The 19,020-nt window shown below is 30.5% G+C and carries 21 protein-coding genes; 6 read left to right on the top strand and 15 right to left on the bottom strand.

The window, feature by feature from the left end:
* The first annotated feature begins 458 nt into the window (after positions 1 to 458).
* From RSB60_RS02805 to RSB60_RS02780, 6 genes are all read left to right on the top strand, one after another.
* Positions 459 to 1,130 (top strand): response regulator transcription factor, encoded by a 672-nt coding sequence (locus RSB60_RS02805; protein WP_323380413.1) that lies wholly within the window; start codon positions 459 to 461, stop codon positions 1,128 to 1,130.
* Positions 1,127 to 2,194, top strand: a complete 1,068-nt coding sequence (locus RSB60_RS02800) for a HAMP domain-containing sensor histidine kinase (RefSeq protein ID WP_332475227.1) — start codon at positions 1,127 to 1,129, stop codon at positions 2,192 to 2,194. The genes RSB60_RS02805 and RSB60_RS02800 overlap by 4 nt, the downstream gene beginning before the upstream one ends.
* Before the next feature lie 167 nt (positions 2,195 to 2,361).
* Positions 2,362 to 2,730: a hypothetical protein gene (locus RSB60_RS02795; protein WP_323380415.1), complete on the top strand. Its 369-nt coding sequence runs from the start codon at positions 2,362 to 2,364 to the stop codon at positions 2,728 to 2,730.
* Between the two features lies 1 nt (position 2,731).
* Positions 2,732 to 2,959 (top strand): hypothetical protein, encoded by a 228-nt coding sequence (locus tag RSB60_RS02790; RefSeq protein ID WP_323380416.1) that lies wholly within the window; start codon positions 2,732 to 2,734, stop codon positions 2,957 to 2,959.
* Positions 2,952 to 3,473 carry a hypothetical protein gene (locus RSB60_RS02785; protein ID WP_332475226.1) on the top strand — a complete coding sequence of 174 codons (522 nt, stop codon included), beginning with the start codon at positions 2,952 to 2,954 and terminating at the stop codon, positions 3,471 to 3,473. The genes RSB60_RS02790 and RSB60_RS02785 overlap by 8 nt, the downstream gene beginning before the upstream one ends.
* A gap of 112 nt (positions 3,474 to 3,585) precedes the next feature.
* Complete coding sequence (locus RSB60_RS02780; RefSeq protein ID WP_323380418.1) at positions 3,586 to 4,236, top strand: hypothetical protein; 651 nt, start codon at positions 3,586 to 3,588, stop codon at positions 4,234 to 4,236.
* A 265-nt stretch (positions 4,237 to 4,501) separates the two neighbouring features.
* Here the strand turns inward: RSB60_RS02780 and feoB are convergent, their stop codons facing one another.
* The 15 genes from feoB to RSB60_RS02705 form a co-directional block, all read right to left on the bottom strand.
* Complete coding sequence (gene feoB / locus RSB60_RS02775; protein WP_332614444.1) at positions 4,502 to 6,514, bottom strand: ferrous iron transporter B; 2,013 nt, start codon at positions 6,512 to 6,514, stop codon at positions 4,502 to 4,504.
* Between the two features lie 54 nt (positions 6,515 to 6,568).
* A complete protein-coding gene (locus tag RSB60_RS02770; RefSeq protein ID WP_323382531.1) occupies positions 6,569 to 6,784 on the bottom strand; it encodes a FeoA family protein in 216 nt (71 codons plus the stop codon).
* A 191-nt stretch (positions 6,785 to 6,975) separates the two neighbouring features.
* A complete protein-coding gene (gene brnQ, locus RSB60_RS02765) occupies positions 6,976 to 8,319 on the bottom strand; it encodes a branched-chain amino acid transport system II carrier protein (protein ID WP_323382530.1) in 1,344 nt (447 codons plus the stop codon).
* A gap of 191 nt (positions 8,320 to 8,510) precedes the next feature.
* Positions 8,511 to 10,214, bottom strand: a complete 1,704-nt coding sequence (locus RSB60_RS02760; RefSeq protein ID WP_332614442.1) for a cache domain-containing sensor histidine kinase — start codon at positions 10,212 to 10,214, stop codon at positions 8,511 to 8,513.
* A 2-nt stretch (positions 10,215 to 10,216) separates the two neighbouring features.
* Positions 10,217 to 10,981 (bottom strand): response regulator transcription factor, encoded by a 765-nt coding sequence (locus tag RSB60_RS02755; protein ID WP_323382832.1) that lies wholly within the window; start codon positions 10,979 to 10,981, stop codon positions 10,217 to 10,219.
* 52 nt (positions 10,982 to 11,033) lie between these two features.
* Positions 11,034 to 12,104 carry a peptide-methionine (R)-S-oxide reductase MsrB gene (msrB, locus tag RSB60_RS02750; RefSeq protein WP_323382831.1) on the bottom strand — a complete coding sequence of 357 codons (1,071 nt, stop codon included), beginning with the start codon at positions 12,102 to 12,104 and terminating at the stop codon, positions 11,034 to 11,036.
* A gap of 15 nt (positions 12,105 to 12,119) precedes the next feature.
* Positions 12,120 to 12,749, bottom strand: coding sequence for a redoxin family protein (locus tag RSB60_RS02745; RefSeq protein WP_332614440.1), 630 nt, complete (start codon positions 12,747 to 12,749; stop codon positions 12,120 to 12,122).
* 13 nt (positions 12,750 to 12,762) lie between these two features.
* A complete protein-coding gene (locus tag RSB60_RS02740; protein ID WP_332614438.1) occupies positions 12,763 to 13,461 on the bottom strand; it encodes a cytochrome c biogenesis CcdA family protein in 699 nt (232 codons plus the stop codon).
* A 697-nt stretch (positions 13,462 to 14,158) separates the two neighbouring features.
* Positions 14,159 to 14,767: a class II aldolase/adducin family protein gene (locus tag RSB60_RS02735; RefSeq protein WP_332614436.1), complete on the bottom strand. Its 609-nt coding sequence runs from the start codon at positions 14,765 to 14,767 to the stop codon at positions 14,159 to 14,161.
* 4 nt (positions 14,768 to 14,771) lie between these two features.
* Positions 14,772 to 15,995: a four-carbon acid sugar kinase family protein gene (locus RSB60_RS02730; RefSeq protein ID WP_332614434.1), complete on the bottom strand. Its 1,224-nt coding sequence runs from the start codon at positions 15,993 to 15,995 to the stop codon at positions 14,772 to 14,774.
* Positions 15,996 to 16,048: 53 nt separating this feature from the next.
* Positions 16,049 to 16,516 carry a PPC domain-containing DNA-binding protein gene (locus RSB60_RS02725; RefSeq protein ID WP_332614432.1) on the bottom strand — a complete coding sequence of 156 codons (468 nt, stop codon included), beginning with the start codon at positions 16,514 to 16,516 and terminating at the stop codon, positions 16,049 to 16,051.
* Positions 16,517 to 16,524: 8 nt separating this feature from the next.
* Positions 16,525 to 16,977 (bottom strand): PTS sugar transporter subunit IIA, encoded by a 453-nt coding sequence (locus RSB60_RS02720; RefSeq protein ID WP_332614430.1) that lies wholly within the window; start codon positions 16,975 to 16,977, stop codon positions 16,525 to 16,527.
* Between the two features lie 8 nt (positions 16,978 to 16,985).
* On the bottom strand, positions 16,986 to 17,831 hold the full coding sequence (locus RSB60_RS02715; RefSeq protein ID WP_332614428.1) for a class II fructose-bisphosphate aldolase: 846 nt from the start codon (positions 17,829 to 17,831) through the stop codon (positions 16,986 to 16,988).
* Between the two features lie 16 nt (positions 17,832 to 17,847).
* A complete protein-coding gene (locus tag RSB60_RS02710) occupies positions 17,848 to 18,660 on the bottom strand; it encodes a PTS system mannose/fructose/sorbose family transporter subunit IID (protein WP_332614426.1) in 813 nt (270 codons plus the stop codon).
* Positions 18,653 to 19,020 (bottom strand): PTS sugar transporter subunit IIC (locus RSB60_RS02705; protein WP_332614424.1); only part of this gene is annotated, 368 nt, incomplete at its 5' end. The genes RSB60_RS02710 and RSB60_RS02705, both read right to left, overlap by 8 nt.

Genomic DNA, 19,020 nt, shown 5'->3' with positions numbered 1-19,020 from the left:
AATTAATCTATAACATATATTTTTATGATGGTCAAGTTAAAGAAAAGTTTCAAAAGTCATTTTTTATTCATTCAATCTAATCTATATATAACCTTTCTAAAACCATAAATAAACAAGGAAATAATGATTTAGCTTGAGCTGAATTACGTACTTATCAATATCGCTTTTAATTAGTACATATTTAAGATATTGCAATTTTATTTCAAATTCGTCATTTTTCAGTTATATGCTAGTTATACGATTAGGCACGTTTAAATTCCTTCATTAACAGTATATTGTACTATTTTTACAAAATCATATTTTTTTATTCATAAACTATTCATATGTTTATCTTTCTTTTCAATAAAACCGCAAGTAAATCTAAAATACTGTATAATAATCCTAAATAAAACTTATTCTTTTAACAATTTTTTAACATTTCATTAGTATAGTCTAATAGAGAAAAACGAGGAAAAATTATGATTAATATACTAGTCGTAGAAGATGATGAAAAACTCAATATGCTTACATGTAATTATTTAACTAATCAAGGTTATCATTCAGTGGGTGCTCTTTCAGCAAATGCTGCTTATGATGAAATATATCATGGTTCCTTTGATTTAATAATTTCAGATATTATGATGCCCCAAATTGATGGCTTTGAGTTTGCGAAAACCATTCGAGGTTTAAATGAAAATATTCCTATACTATTTATGAGCGCACGTGATGATATTTCATCTAAGCAAAGAGGATTTCGGATCGGTGTTGATGATTATATGGTAAAACCAATTGACATGGATGAGTTATTATTGCGTGTGGGAGCACTATTGCGAAGATCACATATCATGCAGAATAGAAAAATGAATGTAGGTAACCTTTTATTAGATGCTGATGCGTTGAGTGCTGCTATTGACAATGAAGAGATTGCTATCACTGTTCGTGAATTCAACATCCTATATAAATTACTCTCTTATCCAAATAAAGCTTTTTCTAGAGCTTCTCTCATGAATGAGTTTTGGGATGCTGAAAGTGAGACAAGTTTACGGTCTGTGGATGTATATATTACAAAGCTGAGAGAAAAGTTTTCAACATGCAATGGATTTAAAATTGTTACTATCCATGGACTTGGTTATAAGGCGGTACTACTATGAATAAAGAACAAGCAATAACTGATTCACGAATCAAAAAAACTGCGTGGGGATTTGGCAAAGCAGCACTCACATATCTTATTATGTTACTTTTAGTTGGAATACAAATGGGAATAATTGTATCTGCTCCTTTTCAATTTCTATCTGACTTTTGGAAAATCAACTTAATATTATTGTATTGGGTATTAATAACTATAGTATTTATTAATGTCACAAATCGGCAAATTCGATTTGTTTATGATAAACCAATGCGAATATTGAGTAAAGCTACTAAAAAAGTAGCTTCTGGTGATTTTTCTGTTTATGTTGAACCACGTCATACTGTTGATAAATATGATTACATTGATGTCCTATTTCTCGATTTTAATAAGATGGTTGCAGAACTTGGAAGTATAGAAACTTTGAAAAATGATTTCGTAGCAAACGTATCACATGAAATCAAAACACCTCTTGCAGTTATTCAAAATTATACAAAAGCACTTCAAAATACTGAATTGAGCGTAGAGACAAAAAATGAATATATGGATATCATAGTAAAAACTACTGAAAAATTATCGTCTCTTATAAGCAATATTTTAAGACTCAATAAAATTGAGAATCAAGAAATAAGTACAACTCCTGAACCTTTTGATTTATGTGAGCAACTATGCGATTGCACACTTGGATTCGAATCATTTTGGGAAAGCAAGAAAATTAACTTCATTGTTGACATTGAGGATAAAGCAACAATTGCTTATGATCGAGAATCATTAGAAATAGTTTGGAATAACCTAATTTCAAATGCTATTAAATTCACTCCTGATGGTGGCAAAATTACCCTTAAGCAATATTCACAAAATCATGAGATTATCATATCGATTACCGATACTGGATGTGGTATGGATTGCAATACAATGCAACATATCTTTGATAAGTTTTATCAAGGTGACACATCACATTCAACTCAAGGTAACGGTTTAGGCCTAGCTCTTGCTAAACGTATTATTGATAGAATGGGTGGTACACTTTCAGTAGTAAGTGAGCTTAGTAAAGGTAGTACGTTTATCGTTGTTCTCCCCATAAAATAAAAACAGTTTTATCTAATTAAGAAGACTGTTTTTTTTTATATTTCACAACCTATGAATAAATATTCAATTATAATTAACATTTCGTAAACATTTTATAATCAATTCACAAATATAAACTCTATAAAGTAGATACTGTCATAGAAAGAAAAAATATAGAGGTAATGGCAATGAAAAAAAGTAGTTTTGCAGCAATGATTTTAGGAACAATAAGTATTGTATTCTTTGGTTTAGGTATGTGTATGGCTTTACAACCTGAATGGAATTTGTTTAATCAAGGAGTCGTAATCGGTTGCATAGGTTTAGTATTTGGATTAATCACAATTTTAGTATGGCGCAAGATGGAAAATTTACCTGCAATTAAAATAACAGGTAAAGGATTATTAATCATTCTATTAAGTATCACTGGATCTTTGGGATTGGGTATTGGTATGTGCAACGCGATGGTTTGGGGAAACCTTATTCTTGGCATTGGTATTGGTCTTTGCGGAATTCTTGTTTTACTTAGTCTATTTCCAATCTGGAAAGGAATTAAATAGGATGAACAAGAAGTTAAATGAAATAGAAACAAAAGTAGTAAAAACTTATAAAAGAATTGAGGACTCTGTTGTTGGAAGTTACAAAAAAATTGAAGAAGAAGTTGTTGACGGATATCAAAAAATAGAAGATAAGTTTGTTGAAAAATATTTATTAAACGAGAATGAAACTGTTGATGAAGCTAAAAAAAGATTAGACAAAAAAAGAAAGGAAGACAGTAGAAATGATTGAAGAAAATACATTTATTGGTTATGAATACAAAAGTATGATTATTAATCCAGAAATGGAATCTCTATATATTGATGGGTATCACAATTTTGGCTGGATTTTAGAATCATCACTTCCTAATTCTTTGAAAGGAGGCTTAGCAATCAAATTCAAGCGAGATCGAAAAATACGCAATAAAGCAGAGTTAATACGTTTAAGTCGTCAATTTGATGCATGTGTAGAAGAAGTGAATGAGTTAGAAAGATCTAAAACAATCATGCCCACAATTACAGCATTTACAATTGGTCTAATTGGATGTGTATGTATGGCAATATCTGTATTTGCAATTACTGCAGTAACTCCAAATATCATAGTATCCATCATTGCAGCAATTCCTGGATTCATTTGTTGGATATTACCATACTTTTGTTACTCTTTACTTAAAAGTAAGCAAATCAATAAAATTAATCCCCTTATTGATAAAAAATATGATGAAATTTACGAAGTTTGCGAAAAGGCAAATGGGTTACTAACTTAAATATATATCATGAAATAAAATATATTCTGGAATTAACTAGATATGAGAGTTGTTACTATTTCTATATCTATTAATTGTTACCACATTTGATTTTCATCTTAGGAGCTAAAAAATGATGAGTTTAATTCTACATTACAAAGATCGATATTTCAAAAGCTATTATGATCGTACTGTTCTCTCTTCTGCAGGATCATTTGTCTCTAACATTATAGTTAGCATTGCAAAATTAATTCTTGGATTCGTTTTGCAATCACCTTGGTTTATTACAACAGCAATATATTCTTTAGTACTATGCAGTGCAAAAGGTCAAGTTTTATATGAATATGCTCTATTAAAACGATGTACTCTTGATGATAATACAAGTAAAAACAAACAATTGATGATATTTCAAAGAAGTGGGATATTTGTTTGTATTACTGGAATTGCTTATCTATTTGTATGTATTAGAATGTATGTTTTTGGTTCTCATACTACATACCCTTATTATTTAGTATATGGTATTGCAGGAGTCGCATTCTTCAAAATATACACTTCAATATATGGAATCATTGTTTCTAGAAAAATTAAAAATCCAATTATATCTACTTTGAAAATCTTTTCTTTTATAGATGCTATGGTGACTATCGTTATGGTACAATGCGCACTTATAGAATTAAATGGCACAATTGAAAATGCAATTATTAGTAGTTCGTTATTTGGTATTGCATGCAGTATCTTATTCATTATCATAGGTATAACGATGATACTTAAAAAATGCAGTTAATCCTTATCAGTTCCTACTTCATAATAAAAAGCAGATACGCTTTAAATACATCTCTGTATTTTCCGTGTATCTGCTTTTTTCTTACATCTTCATGATAAGATATCTTTTTTTAACATTTAGAGCCACATCCAGAACAAGAACATTTTTTCCCATCTGGACAACCTATACATTTATTACCGTTTTTCTTTGACTTAACTATATAAATTATAGCTATAGTCAGTATTAAACCTATTAAAGCCACAACCACAAAATCCATATTTCACCTCTACACATTTAACGTGTTTTTACTTCCTAATGAATAATCATCAATTTTTTTATCACCCTTATTCATAAGAATGACAAGAATTAAAATAAGCAGAGAAACAACAATTAAACCTGGTATGAATCCAGAACCTACTATTCCTGTTGTAAGTAATGTTCCAAATTGGTAAACGATAAATGCCACAATATATCCTGCTCCAAACTGTAGCGCAATTCCTCCAAACAACCATTTCTTATTTTGCATCTCTGCATTCATTGCACCTATTGCAGCAAAACAAGGTGGTGTAAATAAATTAAACATTAAGTATGCTAATGCTGCTACTGAAGTAATTCCCATAATTGTTGCTACCTCACTTGAACCACTAACTAACGCTAACTCTTCAACATCAATGAAATTTGTAATTCCATATACTACCGCAAGTGTTCCCACAACATTTTCCTTTGCGATAAATCCAGTAATGGCTGCTGCTGCAAGTTGCCACAAGCCAAAACCTAATGGAATTAATAAAAATGCGAATGGCGATGCGATGGATGCTAGAATTGATGTGCTTTCTGCTCCTTCTGCAACGACTTGTAAATTCCAATTGAATGTTTGCATAATTTGTACTAAAGCATTACATACTAATATTATCGTTGCCGCCTTAATGATAAATGATTTTGCACGTGCCATCATTGATAAAAATGCACGTTTGATACTTGGAACTTTATATTCAGGTAATTCTAGAATAAAGAATGATTTTCTAAACTTATGACCTGTAATTTTTTGAATAACAAGTGCACCAACAAAAATCAAAATAATTCCTACAAAATACATTAATGTACCTACCCATGATGCATCTTGGAAAAACACCCCTGCGAACAATGCAATTACTGGAAGTTTTGCTCCACATGGCATAAACGGAGTCAACATTGCTGTTGTTCTTCTTTCACGCTCATCACGAATTGTACGACAAGCCATAACACCTGGAATTGCACATCCAGTACCGATAACCATTGGAATAATTGATTTTCCAGAAAGTCCTACTTTTTTAAAGAATCGATCCATAACGACAGCTACACGTGCCATGTATCCACAATCTTCTAATAGTGCAATCAAGAAGTACATCACCATAACCAATGGTAAGAATCCTACAACAGCACCAAATCCTCCAATGATTCCATCAACAAGCAATGCTTGAAGAAAAGGTGAAGCACCTTCAACAAGTGTACCAACCCACCCCTGAAAACTTTCAATTAAGGATACTAGATAATCTGCAATAAAAGGTCCTAAATATGTTTGCGATATTGCAAAGACTGCCCACATAATCGCAACAAAGAAGGGAATACCTAACCACTTGTGTGCCAATACTGCATCTATCTTATCTTGGAAATTATTATCACTAGTCAGTATTTTTCTTTCTTCAACTTTTGATACAAGTAAATTAACAAATTCAAAACGTTTTCTATCTGCTTCCTCTACCATTTTTTTATTGTGCAAATCTATATTACTTTGCATGTATGGTGATTCTTGAGATTTACCAAAAACACTAAGTGCACTTTCTACCACTTCTTTTAATCCATTATTAGTGGTAGAGATTGAAATTGTCTCAATTACGGGACAATGAAGTTCTTGTGATAATTTACGTATATCAATCACAGTTCCTTTTTTCTGATTAATATCACTTTTATTTAATGCAACTACTACGGGTATACCCAACTCTAATAGCTGTGTAGTAAAAAATAAACTACGACTTAAATTCGTTGCATCTACAATATTAATGATTACATCTGGTTTTTCGTTTTTAACGTACGAACTCGTAATACTTTCTTCAGATGTAAATGGTGACATGGAATATGCTCCTGGTAAGTCAATCGCTATTAAATTTTCTTTTCCATTTGTATAGCTTGATTTGATTGAACTTTCTTTTTTTTCAACTGTTACCCCAGCCCAGTTACCAACGCGCTCCATTCTACCTGTGAGTGCGTTATAAAGGGTTGTTTTTCCACTATTTGGATTACCTGTAAGTGCAATTCTCATTTTTTATCTCCTCATCTTTTTGGTTAGTTATGACTAACTCATAAATAAAAAAATTTATGATATTACGATTGCATTCGCTAAATCTGTATCGATATTATATCGACCATCTTTTATCGAAACAACGTAATTACCACTAATTTTTGAAACTAAAGTAATTTCTTGACCTGAATAGCATCCCAAAGTAAAAAGAAAATTATTTAGTTCTTCATCATTTGTTTCAATACACGTTATTATGTATTTTTCACCAATTTTTGCATTCAATAATGTCATCCTCTTTACCTCTTCCTTGTCTAAAAAGCCATGAGTTAGTTATACCTAACTATAATATACGACTTCTCTTTTTTTGTCAACTGCTATCTATAAATAATAAATTTAATATTCTATACATTACTATTTCAATAATTTTTTTGACATTAAAAAAGCGAAATCTGAATTTTGATTATCGCCTTTATTTGTCATATCTATTTTTTCTCTTTATTCATTACCATCAAAATGATACCAATAATAAATCCTATGCATGCAGGCACCACCCAACCCATTCCTATTTCAAAAAATGGTAAGTTACTTCCAATTGAAATTATACTTTGAACTATTGATGTATTGCGAATAAATGGTGGACATGCATTTAACCCATCAAAGATAGCTGCAATTAATGTGAATCCCGTTGTCATTTGATAAACAATTCTACTATGATTAAAGAATGATCCAAATAGTGATAATAGAATTAATGTCATTGCTAGCGGATATAAAAACATTAATACAGGAATTGAAAATTCAATAATTTTTGTTAAACCAGCATTTGCAAATAAACAAGCCATAGCACTCACTACTATTGCAAATACCAAATATTTACCTTTAGGAAATAAGCCTACAAATGTTTCTGAGAATGATGAAATCAATCCAATAGCAGTTTTTAAACAAGCTACAATAACAATAGCAGCCACAACAACACTTCCAAAACTTCCTAAATAATAATGTGTTATTTGCGCTAGAGCTATTCCTCCGTTAGCACTTACTGTAAGTTGTCCTACACTCATTGCTCCCATGTATGCTAACAAACTATAAATTAATCCCATTAATATCACAGTAAGAATTCCTGATTTAACTGTATCCATCGCAATGTTCTTTGGCTCATTAACACCTTTATTTCTTAATGTTCCAATAACTATAATTCCAAACGCTAAACTAGCTAGAGCATCCAATGTATTATACCCTTGTATAAAACCTGTGAAAAATGGCTGCGATTGATAACTACTTTGTACAGCTATCTCACTAATTGTTCCCATTGGATTTATAAAAGCAATCACAAAAAGTATAAGTAACAAAACTAAAAATAAAGGATTTAACACCTTACCAACATAGATTAATAACTTAGATGATTTTCTTGCATAAAAACATGCGATTACAAAAAAAGCTATGCTAAATATCGCTAATACTATTCCTATATTAGATTCCTCTACAAATGGAGCTATTCCAATTTCAAAAGAAGTTGTTGCTAAACGCGGTAATGCAAAGAATGGACCAATAACAAGATATAAAAGTATTGTAAAAATATATGCATATTTCTTACTTACACGACTTGCCATATCAAACAGACCTTCACTTTTTGATATACCCATTGCAATAATCCCTAAAAAAGGTAACCCGACTCCAGTAATTAAGAAACCAATATTCGCAAGAAATACATTACTCCCTGCTTCTTGACCCATATGTACCGGAAAAATCAAATTGCCTGCTCCAAAAAATAAACCAAATAACATTGAACTAATATAAAAGTATTCTCTCCCCTTTAACTTTCGATCCATACTCCACTCCCCCTACTTATTATTCACCTTACTATAAATAAGTTTTCATTATTATATGCTACTTCCTTTCTCATTACAAATAAGATTATTTTATGACCTATAAGAAAAATAAAAACAACCATCTATAAAGACGGTTGAATTAAACTTCTGATTTCAAAAAAACAAAGATAGATATCTTGTAAATGATAAAGTTAATTTTCTAAATTTACAGCCAATACTAATGTAACTGTTGTCCCTACATGTTCTGTCGATTCAATGGTTAATCCATACTCTTCACCACAATATAGTTTGATTCTTTGTATTACATTATCAATACCAATACCACTTAATTGTGCTACATTTGTTTTATCAACTTGTTTAGGATTAAACCCTACCCCATTGTCTTTAACTATAATAATTAAATGATTCTTTTCAAGATAAGCTTCTACATCAATTTTCCCTGGACCATCTAAATTCTTAATTCCATGATAAATACTATTTTCAACAATCGGTTGTAAGATAATGCGAGGAACTAAGTAATTATTTAAAGATTCATCAATATGGATATCATATGTTAACTTATCTCCATATCGTTGTTTTTGGATAAATAAATACTGTTTCAAATGGTCAATTTCCTGTGCTAGCGGAATTAGATTATTTCCTTTTGACAAACTTAGTCGGAAGAACTTCGCAAGCGATTTTGTTAGTTCTATCACTTGTTCATTTTCTTTGAATTCTGACATCCAAATAATTGTATCTAATGTATTGTATAAGAAGTGGGGATTTATTTGTCCCATAAGAACTTTAATTTCTAATTCTTTTCTTTCATTTTCACTGATTGATAATTTTTCTAATAAGTCCTTAATTCTAATTAACATATCATTGTAGTTTTGAACTAAACTTTTGACTTCATCAGAACTATCTGGGTTAACCTTCGCTGGTACAAAACTTTCTGCATCTTGCATTGCCACTGTTAATTCACGCAAAGGATTAGAAATACGCTTGACTAGTAATCTTCCTAAGAAAGTAACACCTGCTAATATGATTAGTCCAGTAATTGCAATGAGTTCTAACAATTGTCTGCGTAATTGTCCCAAACTATTCAAGTAAGAAACACCAATCATTGACCAATCCGTATTATTAATTGGTACTTGATAAGTCAGCAAACCTTTGTTGTTGGTATTATTCAAATATTGTTTCAATTCTTCTTGTTTATCTGATTCAATAAAGTAGGACAAATCATTATGATAAACCAAATTTTGATTCTTATCGATAATAAATACAAATCCATCTTGATCTAAATTCAATGCACTTATATATTCTGTTATAAATTCATAATTAATATCAATTAGTAAAACACCTAAATTATTACCCTGATCATCGGTAATTTCTCTACTTAATGAAATAACCCATTTATCATTATCCATTGATAATTTTTGCATCCGTGCACCTGTTAAGAAAGGCATGTTATCACTAATCGCATGTTGATACCATTCTTCTTCCATCATGTTATCAGAGACTTGCATCTCTAGCTTTTCTTCATTAGAGATAACTCGTCCATCATTTGCTACAATTACAATGGTTTCTAAATATGGATCTGCTTCTAATACTGTAGAAATTTCATTTCTAACATTCAGTTCATCATCATTTTGTTTTAGATAAGATATCAAATTGGGATTATCTGCCATCAAACTCGAAGTCAGTTTTACTTTTTCAATATACAAAGATAAGTAATCACTACTTTGATTCAAATTCATTTTGATTTGTTTAACTGCATCATTAACGAAAATATTAGAAACATTATAAAAAATAACCACACTAAAAATAAGTATAATCGCTAAACTAATCGACATATATAAAATAGATATTTGGCTACTGATATTTCTTAATCGATATTTTCGCTTTTTTCCTTCCACTTTTATTTCCTCTCTTGTTGATCTTTAAATTCACTAATTGAAAGCCCATATACTCTTTTAAAGCAGGCACTAAGGTAATTTGAATCTTCAATACCTATTTGTTGAGCAATTTCATATATTTTTAAATTTGTAGTAAGCAATAATATTTTACACTTTTCTAAACGAAGATGTAAAAGATGATCTCTAAAATTAACGCCAAATAGTTTTTTAAACAATTGACTTAAATAAGAAGTATTATACCCTGTTTCATCAGCTAGCTCTTGTAATGAAAACGTTGTATCCGCAAGATGCTTGTTGACATATTCACTTAATGTTTTTTTCATACTTGAATCATTTTGAAAATCACCATTCATTTCTTTTGCAATCGTTAATGCTTCTTTTTCTTGGTTTACTTCCACAAACTTTGCGATTAATTTATGTAGTATCGCCACAATATCTACTTTAGATACTGGCTTCAGTACATAATCATCAACGCCAACTTTCAATGCTGTAATTGCATAATCTAGATGATCATACCCCGTAATCATCGCAACACGTGTTGATGGAGATAATTGCTTTGCTTGCAAGACAAAGTCTAATCCATTCATTTTGGGCATATTAATATCTGCAAGAATAAGATCTATTTTGTTATTCTTAACTATTTCTAATGCTTCTAATCCATTTTCTGCTTCATAAATTGTAGAAATATTTAATGCATCAAAATCTACTAATGTTTTAATACCTTTTCTTATCATCGGTTCATCATCAACAATCAAGAGAGAAATCATACTTACCTCCTATATACCGATAGACAGGATAGTTTTATCCTGTCTTTCATTTTTATTCGAAGAGATACATTAAGAAGCCATATCCCTCTTCTTCTAATTTATTATAATTGATAAAGCGAATTGACGCACTATTAATACAATACCTTAATCCGCCTCTTTCTTTTGGACCATCATTAAACACATGGCCTAAGTGAGTGTTACCTGCACGACTTCTCACTTCTGTTCGAGTCATGTTGAAACTTGTATCTATATGTTCAGTAACTACTTCTGGAATAATTGGCTTTACAAAACTTGGCCAACCACATCCTGAATCATATTTATCCAGTGATGTGAATAAAGGTTCCCCTGTTACCACATCGACATATATACCTTTTTCTTTGTTGTCAAAATATTCATTTGAAAATGCAGATTCAGTTTTATTTTCTTGCGTCACTGCATATTGTTCCGCTGTAAGTTTTAAGCGCAATACTTCATCACTAGGAACGGGATAATTTTTTTCCTTGATTAAATCTTGCAAGGTACCAGATGCATTTAAATCAATGTGACAATATCCATTTGGGTTATTTTTCAAATAGTCTTGATGATATTGTTCAGCTTCATAGAAATTATTCAACTTCTCTACTTCCACAACAATGTCTTTTGAGTACTTCTTTTGTTGCTCATTGATTACACCATCGATAATATTTTTATCTTCCACATTTACATAATAGATACCAGTACGATATTGTGCCCCTGTATCATTACCCTGTTTATTTATACTTGTTGGATCAATGACTAAGAAATATTTATTCAAAATACCTTCAAGAGAAATGATTGTTGGATCATAAGTTACACGAACTGTTTCTGCATGTCCAGTCTTACGATAACTCACATCCTCATAGGAAGGGTTTACAGTATTCCCATTGGCATAACCAGATGTTGCATCAACAACACCATCAATTCTATCTATGAACTCTTCAACACCCCAGAAACATCCTCCTGCTAAGTATATTTCCTTTGTGTCTTCTGTTTGATATTTATTTTTTGCAATTGTTTGTTTTGTTTGATCTACTTCATTTTTTGGTGATGCTGTACATGCTGTAAGTAGTAGTGATATACCTAGTAAAGATAATATTTTTTTCATTATTGTTATTTACACTTATTTTATAGATGTAAATGATTCAATAATTGCGTCATTATCAAAGTGTCCTGGAGATACTTTAACTAATGAACCATCACTACTTATATAGGCAGATGTTGGAAATCCTTTAACACCTAATTCCTTTGCAATCTTACCATCTTGATCAAACAATACTTTGATATTCTTATACTCTAATCCATTAAACCATTCTTTAAATTCTGCAGCAGTTTTTTCACCTTTATATCCTGGTGTTACAACAGTTAATACAACAAAATCATTATCCATAGTTGATAGTTTATCAATATCTTCTAAACCACCAAGACAGATTGGACACCATGAAGCCCAGTATTTAATATATACTTTTTTACCTTCGAAATCTTTTGAAGAAACCATATTACCATCAAAATCAGTATACTCAAATACAGAAGACATTTCAGAATTCATCATATCTGTTTTTTCTTTGTCCATCATCGTATCATCTTTTTTAGTTTCATCCATCATTTTGTCATCCATTGTTGCCGCTGTTGTTTCCATCATATCCTTTTCTTGGGTCTTTTCCATTTTGTCTGTTTTAGGTGCAGCACTACATGCCACTAACAGTAACGATAACCCCAATACACTTGTAATTAATTTTATTCCTTTTTTCATAATTTTACCTTCCTTATCTCTCAAATAGAGTTGTAATTAAATATAAACTGTCACTCATCAACAAGATTCCCATGAGAATGATGATAATCCCACCTACTACTTTTATCGTATGCAAATGTTTATTTAGCTTCTTCATCTTGCTTAAGAGTATATCTGCGAAAAAGCTAATTATGATGAACGGTAACGCAAATCCCAGTGAATAGATTGTCATGAGAATTGCACCATAAGTTGCGTTACTACCACTTGCCGCCAAGCTTAGTACTGCCGTAAGTATAGGTCCAATACACGGTGTCCACCCAAAACTAAACGTTAATCCTAGCAAATAAATACTGATGTAATTATTATTAGTTTGTTTCTTTAGCTGAATTCTTTTTTCAAAATTAAGTATTTTGAAATTAATCAATCCTGTTTGATGAATACCCAGTATGATTACAATTATCCCCATCACTGTTAAGAAATAACGATTGTTAATAATTGCACTAAATTGTCCAGCGCCAAATCCCAAAACAATAAATGTTGTTGATACTCCCAATACAAAGACTAATGTTTTATGAATCATTCGTATTCGCCTTGATTTATCTTTTTTGACACTCCCTGTTGCTTCAGCAGCAAACATGGAAAAGTAAACAGGTAATAAAGGCAATATACAAGGTGACATAAAGGACAAGAACCCGCCAATAAATACTGTACTAAGATATAATGTATCATTCATCGTTTTTCACCTCCTCGTTTATACAATTAAATTCTATCTGTTTCTGTAAAACTATCTATGGACTCACATTGGATAAATCTTAGATTTTTTTATATTTTGGTTACATTAAGAATTCTGATGGAGAAACAAGTACGATTAATTTTTTTGCCTTTCTGTATTTGATTCAGATGGAATGAAACTAAAACCATAACTCTAGTTGGCTCTAATAATATTCCTAGCTATCTCGGCAATTTACGTGACAAATCAAAAAAAATTCTGTTTACTATTTTATGTACACAGGTGATAGCAATTATTAATTGATTTTGAAGATTGGATAAACAAAAACTAAATATATTTCAATCCGACAAAGAAAAAAATTTATCTTGGCGGATAATATGATTATGAGCGTGAATATTATAAATAATGTTGTAGTTGGATTATTGGAAAATCTATAATTTGCTCTATGAGTCTCTTAGAAAAGGTATATTATAAAAAAATGAAACAACAATTAAGTTAGTTTCATTTTTTTATTTTTCTCAAACTAAATTTGTTATAAATAGTTTAATACAGAATGAAATCTTTTTTGTAAATAGCACTATAAATATGGATAAATAAAGAGTATCTTTACTCCACAGATATGAGTTAAATAACCTAACCATTTTGTTTATCCAAAGAAGATTCGATAATTGATAACATTCTAGAGCTTTTCATCATCGTATTAACATTTATTGATTTTATCAAAATCATTTTCATTGTATTGTTTAATTGAAATTAAAATTTTGCAACTTTGTTCAAATTCCTCAATTATATCAAAAACTTCCAATACATCTTTTCCTCTAACTATTAACCCATGATTTTTTAACAAATATACATTGCAATTTTCATTTACAATTTTTGAAAAATTTTCAAACAACTCACTTGATCCTGGATTAAAATAATCCACAATACTTATATGATTCTTTGCTTTCATTTTTAAATAAGGAGTATATGAAAATAATTCTTTTTTTTCAACATCTATGTTTTTCAACATTGACACTAAAACACTATTAAAACTATGTGTATGAATAACACAATTAATATTTTCATCATTTTTATATAATTCTAAATGAAGCGGATACTCTTTACTTGGTTTACCTTCTATAAAATTACCATTTAACGAAATCTTAGCAAATGAATCTTCATTTAAATATTTAAAGCAAGTGCCACTTTTTGATATATATATGAATTCATTATCTCTAAAGCTTATATTCCCAGTCATTCCATTTACTAATTTGCGGTCAAAAAGTTCTTTAGCAATCTCAATTACTCTTATTAGTTTTTCTTTCATACCACTATCCTCTTATTGCTTTCTCAAAGAAATCTTCATCTCCAAAATTACCAGATTTTAATACAAGCTTTATTTCGTTATTTTCTATCGGAATAAGAATAGGAACTCCTGGTGAAATCGATTTTCCAATTATAAAAGAATCATATCCCATTTTCAAAATAACTGCGCCTGATGTTTCACCACCAGCTACAATAATTTTATTAAAGCCTCGTCTAATTGCTAATGCACATATATCAGCATTCAGTTGTTCAACAAGATTTGATATTTTACTAAAATCTTTGTGCTTGCCAAAATCACTCATGTCCTTTTCGATTCCATCACTATAAATCAATGTTACATCAGGTAAATTTTTCTCTACAATATTTATTAATGAATTTGCATTAATTTTATTTTCCAGTAATTCCAAAGAGTTTATTTTTATGGTTTTATTATTTTCCTTAAATTTAGCTATTTGTAAAGCACTATTTTTGGAACAACTTCCACAAACAATTATCGCTTTTTCATTTTTAGTTTTATTATCAGTATATTGACATTTTTTCATTTGATTAAAGCAAAAATACTCTAAGATTCCAGAGCCTCCACCAAATATCTTTAAATCTTTGAACTTAAATGCTATTTTCATTCCATCATCTTCATTTTCATAATCTGGAATCAAATAGAATTTATCATCCTTTATATGATTAATAATATCAGAATTATTTTCACTGATTACATAACAATCATATTTTGACTGTGGCTTCATCAAATTTGGTATATATGAATCCCACATTGGATTCAGCGGATGATTCTTCATTGAACTATCAGACAATAATGTCCCATTCACATATAGAAACCCATTTTTAACTATTCTGCCATTGATTGGTAGCGAAGGAACTAGAATAGTATATCGCTCGTTAAACGTTTCCAGTAAGTAGTCCATAACAACACCTATATTACCCTTTGGTGTAGAATCAAATGTTGAACAAAATTTATAATAAATTTTATCTACATTAAGTTCATTAAATAACTGGAGAACTTCTTTTACTTGCTCAATTGCAATTTCAGGTTTCACACTTCTTATTTTTAATGCGACAACGATACAATCACAATCATTTATATTATTAATATGATTACTCGTCACCATAACAACTCGATTTCCAGATTTTACAAGAAAAGAAGCTGCATCGCTCGCTCCTGTAAAATCATCTGCAATCACGCCAAATAGTTTTTTTTCTATCAATTCATTCATATAACCTCCAAGATAATTAAGAGGTTAACTTACGCTAACCTCTCAACATTACATTATTTAGTTGGCAAAAATTGGGTTAATCCTGTTTCTTCGTCAAAACATCTCAACATCTCAACATCTTCTATTTCCAAAATCATCAAATCTACTGTTGTTAATGTTGGTGTATATCCCTTTACTATATGACCTCCAAATACTCTACCTGTCTTATCGCACATTGTTGCATGGAAATGAATATCATATATTTCTTTATTTTGACATACAACACCTGTTCCATTTAAAAATTCTACAGGTCCATCAACCGTAATAACATCTCCATATCCCGCTCCAACTTTTGCATCCTCTTTGGGAACTAAATACATATACCCTGTTTTTGAAAAGCTACCAAAGCATGAAACATAAGCATGTTTCACATTATTTTTTTTACATACTTCTTCAATACCTTCTATTAAATCAGTACTCGGTAATAAACGTGCTACGATTGTTTTTCCTGCTTTACCGCATGCATCTACAAATCTTATCATTTCTTCTCCTAACTAAAGAATTCATCATCACTCTTTTCAAATGAATTTTCTTTTACATATTCATTTACATAAATAATTTCTTGTTTAGCTTTTTCTATGTCATCCTTTAAATCATCAACATTAACTTCTTCCAAATTACCGAATATATATTTTGAAATTATTTCGCACACTAATGGAAAGTTAATTCCTGATATGATATATATTCTATTTTCATCAATATATGGAATTAAAAATTGATTAATACTACCATGCATTAAATCACTAAAAATGATCAATTTATCATTTTCATCAATTGAGTTTATAATTTTTTCGATATCTCCATTCACATCCATCGAACCATCTTCAACAAACCCATTTAATGTCATTATTTGATTAGCTATTTCATCACCCATAATAATTGATATTGTGCTTTTAATTCCATCTGCCAAATATCCATGTCCTGCAATAAGAAATTTAATCATGTTTTCCTCTATTTAGTCCAAGCTTTTCCATCTTGTCCAAATAGTTTTACATAATGTGCTAAACGATCACTATACCCTTTAATAAAAGTAGGAATTAGTTTCCATTTATCAAAATTTGGATCTTCAATGAATTTTTCTAGCTCTTCTTTTCCTGCAACCACTAATTCAGTTGCTAAATTAACTTTTTGAATACCACTTCTAACTGCTCTTGCTAAATTTTCATCACCAGTACCTGATCCACCATGCAAAACTAACGGAACTTCTCCACATGCTTCTACAATTTTAGCTAATCTTTCAAAATCAATATGTGGTGTTCCTTTATATCTACCGTGTGCTGTTCCAATAGCAACCGCTAAGCAGTCAACTCCTGTTTCCTTAATAAATTTAGCGGCTTCTTCAGGTTCTGTTAAATTACTGATTCCATCTACCGCGTAATTATCGCCCATTCCTACATGACCTAATTCCGCTTCAACACTTATCCCTAGAGCTTTCGCCATTTTTACCACTTCTTTAGTTTGATCAACATTTTCTTGATATGACAAACTTGAACGATCTACCATTACCGATGTGCAACCTGAACGAATACCTATCATTACATCTTCATAAGATCTTCCATGATCTAGATTGATAGCAATTGGGACAGTTGATAACGCTGCTAACTCTCTAATCATATTTATAAACCACGGTAAATCTGGATGAATAAAAGCATTTACATCAATAATCATAGGAGCATTTAATTCTTCTGCAACTCTAATAACTGCTCTTACTGTGTCTTCGCTTTGAACATTAGGAGCTGTAACACCATAGTTCTCTTTTCTAGCTTTATTTAAAATCTCTGCCATTGTTACTAACATTTTTCTCTCCTCCTAGTTAAAATAGTCCTACAGCCTTTCCACCAATTGATATAACAATTATTAAAATCATTATTAAATTTGCATTCACTTTTTTGCGTATTGCATAAGTTACTAATAAAGTAACTACAAATGGTAAGAATTGTGGCATAATTGAATCAAAGAAACTTTGTACTGCAATTACTCCTCCTGCTGCTTCCCAACTTAATCCAATATTTAATTTTACAGAATTTGCTACCATTGCTCCAACCATGAATAATCCAATAATTGATGCTGCGCCAGTTAACATTTTCAATACACCGCTTTCCGATGCTGCTGCAACAATTTTTTCTCCTGCATTATAAGAAAACTTTAATAAATATTTGCGCGAAAAATAACTACAAAGATTAAATATCAAGAAAAATAGAATACCTCCGATAGGTGAACCATTTTGTGCAAAACTTAATCCTATACTTGCTGCAATCAGTTTAATTGTTACCTGGAATAAAGCATCTCCTATGCCACTTGCTGGACCCTGAATTGCAGTTTTAATAGCATTAACAGTTTTCTTATCAAAACTATCATCAATTGCTATTTTTTCTTCTAAAGCCGCAAATAATCCTAACCCTACAGTATTTACTTGAGGAGTTATATTATAAAATACTTCATGCCTTTTTATTGCTTCTACCTTTTTATCATGGTCTTCTGGATTAGGATATAATTTATCGAATATAGGAAATAAACAATAAATTGCACCATGTCCTTGTCCACGTAAATTATTATATGCAGCACCAACAGTCCAGCTTCTATTTAATATTTTTTTCAACATCTTATTATCTTTTATGCTACTCATTGAAGAAGTCCTCCTCTTCTGTTCTAACTTCAGCAGATTTACTTGTAGCTAATTTTCTAATACTATAAAGTTCTTGATTTTTATAAAAATCTGTCAACATTAAGAATGTTCCGATCACCGCTAAAGCTAATGTTGGAATATTCAAATATACTACTAAGATAAATCCCAAAATGAAATAAATCGCCTTTTTGTTATCCCAAAGCATACTTAATAAAATTCCCAATCCTAATGCAGGCAATAATCCTGCTGCTGTTTGAAGTCCCCCCATAACAAATGGTGGTAATGAACTAATAAACGCTTGAGTAGCATCAGCACCTGCAGCTAATGCTATGAATATTGTTACTGCTCCGAAACCATACC

Source organism: Anaerorhabdus sp. (assembly GCF_036657415.1).
Lineage (GTDB): Bacteria > Bacillota_I > Bacilli_A > Erysipelotrichales > Erysipelotrichaceae > Anaerorhabdus.
Note: the sequence above shows the minus strand (reverse complement) of the source record. Positions and strands in the feature narration are given on the sequence as shown.